Genomic DNA, 12049 nt, shown 5'->3' with positions numbered 1-12049 from the left:
AAGATGGCCGACATCTAAAAACCGTCGGGCTTGGATCTGGGCCAATGTTGAACAAAGACACGATCTCTATCCACCTGGTGCGCGAAGCACTGCTGCAGAGCTGCGCGCCGGGCGCCGCCATGCAGGACGTCCTGCACAAAGTCGGCATCGCCCCAGGGTTGCTGAGCGAAGTGGATGCGCGCGTGCCGGCCACGGTCTATGCGCGGTTGTGGCGGTTGCTGGCGCAGCGTCTGGATGATGAGTTTTTTGGGATGGATCCGCGCAAGCTCAGATCAGGCAGCCTGGCGTTCATGTGCCGTGCCGCAATGGCCCAGCCCACCCTGGCACAGGGGCTGGAGCTGGCGCTGGAGTTTCTGTCGCTGATGCTGGAGCGCTTGCCGGCACGTCTGGTGCGTCAGCAAAGTCTGGCGGAAGTTGTCCTGCTGGAGCCCGAAGGCGAATCGAACCGGGGCTTCGCCTACTTCACCTATTGGATGATTGTGCACGGCGTAGCGTGCTGGCTGGCCGGCCGGCGGATTCCGATTCTGGCGATTGAGTTGCGCTGTGCCGCGCCCGACTACTGTGAAGACTACGCGGTGATGTTCTCGGAGAACCTGCGCTTTGATCGCCCGCGAACGCGGATGATTTTTGCCGCGGATTGTCTGGACCTGCCGATCAAGCGCAGCCCGCAGGAGCTGCAACGGTTTTTGGCTCAGGCACCGGCCAATATTCTGGTCAAATACCGCGATCCGCAAAGCCTGGCGAGTCAGATCAAGCACTCATTGCGCCAATTGCCTGCCGCCCAATGGCCAGAAACACAAGGCCTGGCCCAAGGGTTGTGCATGTCCGCCTCAACTTTGCGCCGTCGTCTGGCCGAAGAAGGACAGACCTATCAGGGACTCAAGGATGGGGTACGCAAGGAGTTGGCGATTGGCTGGCTGGCCGAACCCGACCTGAGCTTCGCCGACATCGCCTTGAACCTGGGTTTTGCCGACACCAGCTCCTTCTACAAAGCCTTTCGCAAATGGTCTGGAACCAACCCGGGACATTACCGCAGCTTGATCGTGGGCGGTGGGTGAGCGATTTAACAAGCTCTGTAGCCACTGCCGAAGGCTGCGATGGGGGCGCAGTAACCTTGTTTTGAAGGTCCTTCGGCCCTTTTCGCAGCCTGCGGCAGCGGCTACAAGCAGTGATCAGGCAGGTGCCGATCCGATGCCGGTGGTCATGCGGGTACGCCCCTCCAGGCGCCGTTTCAAGCCGCGAGGCTCGATCAACAGCTTCGAGCCGTTGGCCGCATTCGCCCGCGCCCATTCTTCGAGCAACTCAAGACACGAATGATCGATGTAGCTCAGGTTATTGAGCGGCACATGCACCGTGCTACCGGCGGGTACGCGTGACAACACTTGAGTCAACGCTGGCACCTTGAGGAACGTTGCCGCGCCGCTCAGGCGCAACTCCAGCTCACCGGCTCCGGGCAGTTCGACCACGCTGATTTTCAGTCGCGACGCTTTCCATGCCAGCTTGACCAGGGTCAGGCCGAACCCCACCAGTACACCGGTCAGCAAATCGGTAAAGATGATGGCCAGGGCCGTGGCCGCATAGGTAAACATCGGCATTCGCCCGTAACGCCCCAGGCCACGAAAGGCCTTGAGATCCACCAGCTTGATCCCGGTATAGACCAGCACGCCTGCCAGGCTCGCCACCGGGATGCTTTGCAGCACACTGGATAGCAGCAGTACAAACGCCAGTAGCCACAGGCCATGGAATATCGCTGAATAGCGCGTAGTGGCTCCAGCCTGGACGTTGGCCGAACTGCGCACGATCACGCCGGTCATGGGCAGCGCACCGAGCAAGCCGCAGAGCATATTGCCGACCCCTTGGGCGGACAGCTCCTTGTCAAAATCCGAGCGTTGCCCGCTGTGCATGCGGTCAACCGCTGCCGCAGACAACAAGGTTTCGGCGCTGGCGATAAAGGCGACCGCGAAGGCGGCGATCAGCAGGTTCGGATCCGCCAGGTTCAACAGGTCGGCAGGGCGCAACCAGTCGATGGCGTCAGCGAGATTTTCCGGGACGTTCACCCGCTTGACCTGTAAGGCCAGCGCCAGGCTGGCCACGGTGGTCAAGCCGACACCGAGCAGGGCACCGGGGATAAACCGCAGGGTTCGCGGCCGGAACTTGTCCCACAACCACATCACCAGCATTGTCGCGAGGCCGAGCAACCCGGCCTGCCAGCCCAGCCCGCCACCCAGGGTCGGCATGGCCTCGGCCAGTGCCGCAGGGAAGCCTGTCAGGTTATCCAGCCCCGAGGGCTTGGGAGCGCCGTCGAGCATGACATGCACTTGTGACAGCACGATCAGTACCCCGATCCCCGCGAGCATGCCGTAGACCACGGCCGGGGCGGTGACGCGAAACCAGCAGCCCAGCCGCAAGCGCCCGGCCACCAGTTGTAGAAAACCTGCCAGAAGCAGGATGGGACCGAGCATGGCCACGCCATGCTGGCGGACCAGCTCGAAGACCAATACTGCCAGCCCGGCTGCCGGGCCGCTGACTTGCAGCGGGGACCCTGCCAGCCAGCCGACCACCAGCCCCCCGATGATGCCTGTGATCAGACCTTTGGCCGGGGGCATCCCGGAGGCGATGGCGATACCCATGCACAGAGGCAGGGCGACCAGAAACACCACCACGGAAGCCAAAAGCTCCCGTGGCAAAACCGCTTTTAATTGCGCAGCACGCATGATGACGCTCCCTGGAAAATCGTGAGATAGGGCAAGGCCTGACTGCTTTTGAGCAGCCACAGCGTTACTCGATGATGACGGTTTAGAAGCGCGCTTTAGGTGTCGCGCAAGGGATTGCCAGGGGATTGTCCAGGGGCAGGAAACATCCCTGTTCTGCATCGTAGGCTTTGATTTGACTGGTCTCGATGTTGTAGACCCAGCCGTGGATAAACAATTGGCCGTTGGCGATACGCGAGGCCACAGACGGGTGAGTGCGCAGGTGCTGCAACTGCGCGATCACATTTTCCTCGGTCAGAATGTGCATGCCTTCGGTTTCGTTGGCGCACTCGCAGTTGTCTTGCACCATGGTCTTCGCGACCTCGGCATGGCGCAGCCAGGCTTTGACCGTGGGCATTTTCTCCAGGCTTGCCGGATTGAGCACGGCCCGCATCGCTCCGCAATCGGAGTGCCCGCAGATGATGATGTGCTGCACGCCCAGCGCCAGGTTGGCGTATTCAATGGCCGTCGAAACCCCGCCGTTCATCTGTCCGTAGGGGGGGACGACATTGCCGACATTGCGCGTCACGAACAAGTCGCCGGGAGCGCTTTGGGTGATCAGTTCAGGAACGATTCGCGAGTCGGCGCAGGCAATGAACATTGCCCGTGGTCGTTGGGCGGTGGCGAGCTTTTTGAACAGGTCTTTCTGTTGCGGAAAGACTTCGTGGTGGAAATGCATGAAGCCTTCAACAATAAGCTGCAGCGCTGCATCGGCATGTTCCGTATCGTGACAGGCAGTAGCTGCAGCCAAAGGCTGGTTGTCCTTAGTACTCATCATTCGTCCTCTTTGCCAGTGCCAGGCCAATAGCCTGTTAAGTTCAGGGCGGGTCTTTTGTGACCCGGCGGTCACGTTACCGCCCGAAACTTAAACAAACCTTAATTGGCCCCTCTAGCACGGGCCTTCAGTGATGGCATAAGGCAACCTGTCGGAAGAATCCGAGGGTGATCTCAGAGCAACCACAGCCCCACGAGTCCACTGATGACGCCGACCAGCATGGTCATCAGGGCAACGCTGACCAGCACCCGGGCGTCGAAGTCCTTACGCAGCATCAGCAGCGACGGCAGGCTCACGCTGGGCAATGTCATGAGCAGGGCCACGGCCGGAGCCGTGCCCATGCCCAGCGCCATCATGGTCTGCACAATCGGGATTTCAGCGGCGGTCGGAATCACAAACAGCGTCCCGACAATGGCCAGCGGCACCAGCCACACCAGGCTGTCGCTCATGGCACCGTCGACGTGAGGGAACAACCAGACCCGCGCCGCGCCCAGCAGCAACACCGCCAGCAGATACACCGGAATCGTGTTCCAGAACAGCTGCCACAAGGTGCGGCCCCAGCGGCTGAAAAAGTGCTGCTGATCGATAACGCTCGCGTCGGACACGGCTTCCAGCGCAGCTTCAGGAATGGTTTCAGGACGCGAGATGCGTTGCGCGATCAGCGACACGCCAATCACCAGTACCAGGCCGGCCACCAGACGCAAGGCACTGAAGCCCCAGCCCAGGACAAACCCCATAAATACCAGCGTGGCCGGATTGAGCACCGGGTTGGCGATCCAGAAGGCCAGTGCGGCGCCTACCGAAACATTTTGCCGACGCATACCTGCAGCTACCGGTGCCGCACAGCACGTGCACATCATGCCCGGCAACGCGAACAGGCCGCCGCGCAGGGTTGAACCCAGGCCGGCCTTGCCGAACAGGCGCAGCAGCCAGTCACGGGGAATCAGCACCTGAATCAGCGAACCCAGAATCACCGCCAGCACCGCGGCTTTCCAGATGGCCAGGAAATACACCTTGGCATAGGCGAGCGCCGCAGCGATGGGCTCGCCCTGGTTGTCATTGAGGATCGAAGCGCCAATGCTGTGATTGTCTGCGGCGACAAACGCCTTGAAGTAGTAGGGCGACCACTTTACGTAGTACAGGCCAATACCGGCGACCAGCAGGAACAGCAGAGGCTTCCACCAGAATGACCAGCCGCGTATGGGTTTGGCTGAGGAAAGACTGGGCATAAAGAGTTACCGAACGTAAGGAAATAGCCGCGCATCATACGCCAATCCTGCCGATGCCGAACGTATCCCACCGCTACAAAGGCCGGTTGTAGCCGCCGTCGTAAACCCGGTGCATATATGCCCCTGTAGCCGCTGCCGAAGGCTGCGATAAGGCCGGGTCGCTAAACAACGCTTTACAACGTCCGGATCGAACTACTGATCGAGCGCGCGCACTGGATGACGGAGGAAGCCATTTTTTGTTCGGCGTCGGGCAGGGTCCAGCGGCTGCAGGGCACGACGACGTGTACGGAGGCCACCGGTAACCCATGGCTGTTGACCACAGGTGCAGCGATGGTCATGTCGCCGAGGAACATTTCTTCCTGGTTGGTGGCATACCCTTGTGCGCGGCTGATCTGGATGCGTTTAAAAATGCTCGAGGTGTCGGTCAGAGTGTGTTGGGTGAACGTCACCCGGTCGCTGGATTCGAGCATGGCATGGATCTCGTCATCGCCCAGCACGCTGAGGTAAGCGCGTCCGGATCCACTGCAATACATGGGGATCCGGCTACCGATCGGCATGTGCACCGGGATGAATTTCGGGGCGACGAAACGGGCCACATACACCATGTCCAGTCCGTCCGGCTCTGTCAGGTTGACTGTCTCGCCGGTGATTTGGTTGAGTTCGGCCAGATAGGGGTTGGCAACGTCGACCAGAATGTCGGCCGCCAGGTAGTTGTAGCCAATTTCCATGACTTTTGGCGTTAGCTGGAAACGCCGGCTTTGCGGGTGCTTGCGCACGTAGCCGAGCTCTTCAAGGGTATGGATCATGCGCTGCGCCGAGCTTTTGCTGATGCCCGCCACCTGTGCAATGTCAGCCAGGTTCATGGTGCGCCGCGCTGCGCCAAACCCGCGAAGCACGGCCAGCCCCTTTTCCAGCGATTGATTGAAAAGAGGGTTGTTGTGATCACTCATGGTGTTTCCTTGGCTTTTGTACGGGCAGTGAATATCGATAAGCGATATTTATAAATCTCTTTACGATTTGAGCGAATTGGTTATAGTCGAAGCACGCTTTTTGTACCACAGGGCGCGAAGGTTTTTTAGGGGCGTCATCAGGAATAAGAAAAGCGATCACAGGGAGATTCGCCATGCAAAAACCATTTCAAGTACTCACGCTTATGTGTGCAATGGCCACCGGTTTGATGGTGTCCGCCAGTGTCACGGCAGCACCCGTCTACAAAGTCGGTGCCACCGCCACGGGTATTCCGTTCACATTTCTCGACATCAAGAGCGGAAACATCCAGGGCATGATGGTCGATGCGGTAGAGGCTGTCGGCAAGGCCGGGGGGTTTGATACCGAGATCCAGCAGACCACCTTCGCGGCTTTGATCCCATCGTTGACCTCAAGCAAGATCGACCTGATCTCGGCGGCCATGTTGAAGACCCCTGAGCGGGAAAAGGTCGTGAAATATTCCGACCCGATCTTCAGCTACGGTGAAGGCCTGATCGTTAAGGCTGACGACGCCAAACCCTACAAGAGCATGGATGACCTGGCCGGTGAAGTGGTCGGCGCCCAGGTGGGCACCGTATTCCTCGATGCGCTGAACAAGCACGGCGGGTTCAAGGAAGTCCGCAGCTACGACTCCATTCCCGACATGATGCGCGACTTGTCACTGGGCCGGATCAAAGCCGCCTTTGGCGATCGTCCGATCATTGCCTATCAGTTGTCCCAGGGTAAAAACCGCGACGTAAAACTGTCAGACACCTATGTGCCGGTGGTCATGGGCGATGTGTGCCTGGTCATGCGCCAGGGTGACAGCGAGAAGCTGGCCCAGGTCAATCGCGGCATCGCGGCGATCAAGGCTGACGGCACGCTGCAACGCATCATCGAGAAGTGGAAACTGAACTGATGGTCCTGCGGCCCCGGCAGGTCCGGGTGCCGCTTTATGTGGTGTTTGGCAGGTAGCTTTATGTTTGTTCAGGATGCGTTGGACTTTCTGCCCATTCTGTTGAAAGGGGCGGTGGTCACTGTGCAGGTCACGGCGGGATCGTTCGTACTGAGCTCGCTGATCGGCCTGTTGTTTGCCTTGATGATGGTCTCGAAAATTCGTGCCATCGCGTTGTTCGCCATCGGCGTGGTCAACGTGATACGCGGGCTGCCGATTATCGTGCAGCTGTTTTACATCTATTTCGTATTACCCGATTTCGGTATCCAGCTCAGCGCCATGCAGGCCGGTGTGATCGGGCTGGGGATCGCTTATTCGGCCTATCAGGCCGAGAACTTCCGCGCCGGGATTCAGGCCATTGACCATGGCCAGATCGAGGCGGCTCAGTCGGTCGGCATGCGTGGCCTGATGATCATGCGCCGGATCGTGCTGCCACAGGCGTTCCGGATTGCCTTGCCGCCTTACGGCAACACCCTGGTGATGATGCTCAAGGACTCGTCGCTGGTGTCGACCATTACCGTGGCCGAAATGACCCGGCAAGGGCAGCTGATTGCTTCGTCGACCTTTGAAAACATGACGGTGTACACCCTGGTTGCGTTGTTGTACCTGTCAATGAGCTTGCCGCTGTCCTTTGGCTTGCGCCGTCTGGAAGCGCGTTTTGCACTGCGGAGAAAGTAATGATTGAACTCAAGGGGGCTGGCGGTCTTGCAGTGTCCGACATGGAGCAGGTTGGGGAGGCGCAGGGATGAAATCGTCGTCAATCAGGACATTACCGCCGTCGCTCTGGACGGCCACCGCTCGCCCTGCGGCATTGACCCCTGCCTTGAGTGAAAACAAGCAGGTGGACGTGGCGATTGTCGGCGCGGGCTACACCGGGCTGGTCACCGCCCTGCGCCTGGCCGAGTCAGGCATCAGTGTGTGTGTGCTGGACGCGGCCGAGCCGGGATGGGGAGCCTCCGGGCGTAACGGTGGACAGGTGATTCCCGGGCTTAAATATGATCCGGATCAGTTGATCGAACGCTTCGGGTCGCAGCGCGGCGAGACGATCATTGAGGCCTGCGGCGGTGCGGCGGATGAAGTCTTTTCATTGATCCGCGAGTACAGCATTGCCTGCGATGCCAGCCGCAAAGGCTGGATTCAGCCCGCCAATTCTGCGACGTCACTCAAGGCACTGGAGCATCGCGCCAGGCAATGGGAGCAGCGCGGAGTACCGGTTGAGCTGCTGGACCGTGAGGCGGTCTGTCAACGTATCGGTTCACGGAACTACATGGGAGGATGGGTGGATCCGCGTGCCGGCAGTCTGCATCCACTCAACTATGCGCGGGGACTGGCCAAGTCGGCGTTGGGCCGTGGCGTGACCATTCACAGCGATAGCCGGGTCACGGATTTACGCCGGATTGGCCCGAAATGGCAACTGACCACGGCGCAAGGCAACACGGTGATGGCCGAACGGGTGTTGCTGGCAACCAACGGCTACACCGATGACTTATGGCCCGGCCTGCGCCAGACCGTGCTGGCAGCCAACAGCTTTATCATTGCCACGCGTCCGCTGTCACCCGAGCTGCGTAAAACCGTGCTGCCTGGCGGGGAAGTGTGCTCGGACGCGCGGCGTTTGCTGCTGTACTTCAAGCAGGATGCCCAGGGGCGGGTTCTACTGGGTGGCCGCGGGCCGTTTGCCGAGCCCTGCCGTGCCGGTGACTGGGCGCATCTGGAGCGTTCGTTGGTCAACGTATTTGCGCAGTTGGCGGGGGTGGCGATCGAGTACCGCTGGAGTGGTCGTGTTGCGCTCAACCAGAGTGTGTTGCCGCAACTGCATGAGCCGCAACCGGGGCTGTCGATTCTGCTTGGCTACAACGGGCGCGGGGTTGCGATGTCGGCCATGCTGGGCAAGCACCTCGCGGCGCGCATGGCGGGTACCCGCGATGACTTTCCGTTTCCGGTGACACCGATTCGCCAGATCCCGTTCCATCGTTTGCAGCGCCTGTATCTGGCGGCCGGTATCAGTTACTACCGGCTGCTCGACGCGTTGCAATGATCACGGCCGCCCCTTGCGCGGGCGGTCAGTCGGCCTTCCTGATGGTGCCGACCTCGTCAGCCCTGACCTTGATACGTTTGCCAGCGATGTCTTCGAATTCATAGAAGCCGTCTTTGGTCTTGGTTTTCGGCATGTCTTTGGTCAGGTATTGCGTGCCGTTTTGCAGGGTCACTACGCTGGGTGTCGAACAGCCCGCGAGCCCCAGCATGGCGACGATGACCAGAGGCAAACCGATAGCGTTAATCTTCATGCTTGTACCTTGAGCTCTTCGCAAATGAGGGTTGGATCGCACCGGCCCTGGTTTGGCAGCCAGCGCTGAAAAGTGGTTGCTGTATCAGACAACGTTTTTTGCCGAGAGTGCTGCGCACTGACGTTGAGGAACAGTGCGCTGGCAGCGCTCCGATGCGGCCTTTGACTGCTACGGGCTGATCAGGTCGGGCAGGCTTTGGTGCCGTTGTTCAGCTCTTGCTTGTCAACGCGACTGAGCAGCGTTGCCTTGCCATCATGCCAGGTCAGGGTCAGTACATAGAGCGTGTCGAAGTCATTGGAGGGCCAGTCTTCTGTCAGTGTGGTCTTCTTGCCCAGGGCTTCGCCTGCGACGTTGTTGATCAGTTCTGGCAAGTAGCCATGAGACCAGGCGGTGTAGATCGTCGCGTTATGGTACTTGTCATCGGTCAATTCCCGGGCCAGTTGGCGCGTGTCATTGGCCGAAAACTCCAGATTGATCGGCAACCCCAGTTTGATGGCGCTGGGGTTGATGGTCATCAGCGGGCGCACGTAACTGTAGGCATCATCGTCGGCGCCTTCTTCAACCCGTCGCGACGGGTCAGCGGCAAATACGTAGTCGGCATTACCGTATTTGAGTGGCAGCAGTGTCGCCAAATCGATGGCGCGGTTCAGTCCCTGGCAGGTCAGTTGGCCAAGGCCATCGGCAGGCTTTTCGGCATGACGCATGAACACCAGTGTTTGCACACCGTTAACCGGCTCTGCAAATACTTTGTCCGCGTGGGACGTGAGGGTGACGGCAGCGGCAATCAACAACAGCGGGATCGCTGCCAGCGCGTAGGGCTTGAATCGGGATTTTAAAACGGACTGGGTCATGGGGCTCTTCTGATTACATCCATTAAGGCTGACCAACCTGGCCACAGCAGTAATTAGATCCGCGTGTATATCCTTGTCGTCTATGTGCGTCCTATGCTTCTCGTCCGTGAGCAAAGTATTTATTAGACGCGTTTTTCGAAATTGGTTCGATACTACCTACAATTGATTCCGATTCATCCTACGCTGGCCCTAAGTTTAGGGTTTTTATGTGACAAGATTTTTTCTGTCTAACCTGTTTTTTTCACCTTCAGAAGGTTGTTTCCGATGCTTCCAGTACCGATCAGGAAATCTGGCAACGCTGTGCACCTGCGTGTTCGCGCCTGGCGTGGGCGAGTGGGGCTGGGGTTGGTAGCAAGCCTTTCGGTACTGGCGGGCATGACCGATGCCATTGGTTTTTTGGCCACGGGTGACTTTATTTCGTTCATGAGTGGCAATACCACACGGCTGGCCGTGGCCATCGGCGAGGGCAACCTGCAGAGCGTGGTGCGTTTGGTGGGTGCAGTGCTGGCGTTCGTGGCCGGCAATGCTCTGGGAATCATGATCGGACGCTGGGGGGGCCAGCGCGCGCTGCCGCTGATGCTATGGATCGCCGGCCTTTTGTGCGCCGCCGCCCTGGTGCCCTTCGATTCACGCGCCCCGGCGATGCTGGCGGCCATTGTGGCGATGGGCATGCTCAATGCGGCAGTGGAGCAGGTTAACGGTTTACCGGTTGGGCTGACCTATGTGACGGGCGCGCTCTCGCGTTTCGGGCGTGGGCTGGGCCGTTGGTTGTTGGGCGAGCGGCCCAGTGGCTGGCGAGTACAGCTGGTGCCGTGGACAGGCATGTTATCCGGTGCGGTTATCGGTGCGCTGCTGGAAGCGCGCTTCGGCATCATGGCACTGCTCTTCAGCGCCGGGTTCTCTGTGGTGCTGGGCCTGGTGTCATTGAAAATTCCCCGGCGCTGGCAGCGCGACTACATGCCGCGCAAGTGAGCCCGGGCCGGATGACTCAAGTCGGTGCCCATCGACTGTAAGCCTGGCTGTGCTATTAACGATCCTTGGCGTGCGGCATCAAGCGCCCGTATTGCTGAGGGCGCGCTAGAGGTAGACTGGCAGCGTGCCCATGCATGCCCTAACCCGTAACAGGAGCCGTCGTGTCCCAGTCTGTTGATGACCATTCATCCCTTGAGTCGTTTTCCATCGAGAGTCCTTCGCCGCTGTACGCACGCGTCAAGCAGGCCATCGCGCAGAAAATCCGTTCAGGCGCCTGGCTGCCCAACTCAAAATTGCCCTCGGAAAGCGAATTGCTCAACCTGCTGGGCGTGAGCCGCATGACTATCAACCGTGCGCTACGTGAATTGACCATTGAAGGCCTGCTGGTACGCATGCAAGGCGTCGGCACGTTTGTGGCTGTGCCAAAAGGGCAATCGGCTTTATTCGAGATTCGTAATATTGCCCAGGAAATTTCGGAGCGCGGTCATGCCCATCGCTGTGAAGTCATTCTTCTCGAGGAGCTTGCACCGAAGTCCTCATTGGCCTTGCCGTTTGCCCTGGACGGTATCAAGCGGGTGTTTCATTCCGTGATGGTGCATCACGAAAACGACATGCCCGTGCAAATAGAAGAGCGGTTCGTCAATGCCGCGATTGCCCCCGATTACTTGCTGCAGGATTTCACCCGGACCACCGCCTATGCCTATCTGATGCAGCTGGCACCCCTCACCGGAGGGGAGCATGTCGTCGAAGCCATCCATGCCAAATCGGCAGAGTGCCGCTTACTGCAGATCAAGCGCAACGAGCCCTGCCTGTTGATTCGCCGGCGCACCTGGTCGGCCCAGGGGCTGGTGGGCAGCGCACGTCTGGTCTACCCCGGCTCACGTTACCGCTTGCAAGGTCAATGCGGTAATTGAGGACGCAGTTTTGCGCGGGAACACAGTGTTACCCGCGTTACTTTTGGTGCAATTCCGTTACCTTCCTGCCCTGAATCGCACCAAGTTGCGGCAATTTCTTGTGGCTATCTGCTGCATGAAAAATACTTTCAAAAAAATCATTAGATTCTAACTTAATGATTTAAAAGTAAATTTATAGATGGATCAGATAGGGATTCCTATTCAGGTGCTCAGGTTGGCCCTTCACTTGCATTCACTTGTACATACAGGTTGGTATAAGTGCTCTGGTAGCACATGACACCGTATGACATTGAAGCCATTTGATGAGGATGAACCATGACCACTGCCCCTGACCGCCACCGTGACGGTGAAA

12 protein-coding genes are annotated in these 12049 nt (G+C 59.0%); 6 read left to right on the top strand and 6 right to left on the bottom strand.

The annotated features are described in order from the left end of the window. Positions 1-44: 44 nt before the first annotated feature. Positions 45-1058: an AraC family transcriptional regulator gene (locus AWM69_RS21815; protein WP_131652921.1), complete on the top strand. Its 1014-nt coding sequence runs from the start codon at positions 45-47 to the stop codon at positions 1056-1058. Between the two features lie 114 nt (positions 1059-1172). Here the strand turns inward: AWM69_RS21815 and AWM69_RS21810 are convergent, their stop codons facing one another. From AWM69_RS21810 to AWM69_RS21795, 4 genes are all read right to left on the bottom strand, one after another. After that, positions 1173-2714 (bottom strand): SulP family inorganic anion transporter, encoded by a 1542-nt coding sequence (locus AWM69_RS21810; RefSeq protein WP_131652920.1) that lies wholly within the window; start codon positions 2712-2714, stop codon positions 1173-1175. Positions 2715-2796: 82 nt separating this feature from the next. After that, a complete protein-coding gene (locus AWM69_RS21805; protein WP_131653279.1) occupies positions 2797-3525 on the bottom strand; it encodes a carbonic anhydrase in 729 nt (242 codons plus the stop codon). Between the two features lie 173 nt (positions 3526-3698). After that, positions 3699-4754 carry a permease gene (locus AWM69_RS21800; RefSeq protein WP_131652919.1) on the bottom strand — a complete coding sequence of 352 codons (1056 nt, stop codon included), beginning with the start codon at positions 4752-4754 and terminating at the stop codon, positions 3699-3701. Between the two features lie 173 nt (positions 4755-4927). Further along, a complete protein-coding gene (locus AWM69_RS21795) occupies positions 4928-5704 on the bottom strand; it encodes an IclR family transcriptional regulator (RefSeq protein WP_131652918.1) in 777 nt (258 codons plus the stop codon). 173 nt (positions 5705-5877) lie between these two features. Between AWM69_RS21795 and AWM69_RS21790 the strand changes: the two genes are divergently transcribed. The 3 genes from AWM69_RS21790 (at position 5878) to AWM69_RS21780 (ending at position 8710) form a co-directional block, all read left to right on the top strand. Next, a complete protein-coding gene (locus tag AWM69_RS21790) occupies positions 5878-6639 on the top strand; it encodes an ABC transporter substrate-binding protein (protein ID WP_131652917.1) in 762 nt (253 codons plus the stop codon). 60 nt (positions 6640-6699) lie between these two features. Then, positions 6700-7353, top strand: a complete 654-nt coding sequence (locus tag AWM69_RS21785; RefSeq protein WP_048383412.1) for an amino acid ABC transporter permease — start codon at positions 6700-6702, stop codon at positions 7351-7353. 67 nt (positions 7354-7420) lie between these two features. Continuing rightward, positions 7421-8710 (top strand): FAD-binding oxidoreductase, encoded by a 1290-nt coding sequence (locus AWM69_RS21780; protein ID WP_218728443.1) that lies wholly within the window; start codon positions 7421-7423, stop codon positions 8708-8710. A 25-nt stretch (positions 8711-8735) separates the two neighbouring features. Here the strand turns inward: AWM69_RS21780 and AWM69_RS21775 are convergent, their stop codons facing one another. Both AWM69_RS21775 and AWM69_RS21770 read right to left on the bottom strand, forming a co-directional pair. Continuing rightward, positions 8736-8960 (bottom strand): YgdI/YgdR family lipoprotein, encoded by a 225-nt coding sequence (locus tag AWM69_RS21775; RefSeq protein ID WP_131652915.1) that lies wholly within the window; start codon positions 8958-8960, stop codon positions 8736-8738. A 179-nt stretch (positions 8961-9139) separates the two neighbouring features. Next, the gene (locus AWM69_RS21770; protein ID WP_131652914.1) at positions 9140-9811 is read right to left on the bottom strand and encodes a histidine phosphatase family protein; all 672 of its coding nucleotides are present in this window, start codon (positions 9809-9811) and stop codon (positions 9140-9142) included. Positions 9812-10075: 264 nt separating this feature from the next. On the opposite strand from AWM69_RS21770, the gene AWM69_RS21765 reads away from it, so the two are divergent. Then, positions 10076-10783 carry a YoaK family protein gene (locus AWM69_RS21765; RefSeq protein ID WP_131652913.1) on the top strand — a complete coding sequence of 236 codons (708 nt, stop codon included), beginning with the start codon at positions 10076-10078 and terminating at the stop codon, positions 10781-10783. A gap of 161 nt (positions 10784-10944) precedes the next feature. Next, positions 10945-11697 carry a histidine utilization repressor gene (gene hutC / locus AWM69_RS21760; RefSeq protein ID WP_048383421.1) on the top strand — a complete coding sequence of 251 codons (753 nt, stop codon included), beginning with the start codon at positions 10945-10947 and terminating at the stop codon, positions 11695-11697. The last annotated feature ends 352 nt before the right edge of the window (positions 11698-12049 follow it).

The organism is Pseudomonas sp. D1HM (genome assembly GCF_019266105.1).
Classification (GTDB): Bacteria; Pseudomonadota; Gammaproteobacteria; order Pseudomonadales; family Pseudomonadaceae; genus Aquipseudomonas; species Aquipseudomonas taetrolens.
Note: the sequence above shows the minus strand (reverse complement) of the source record. Positions and strands in the feature narration are given on the sequence as shown.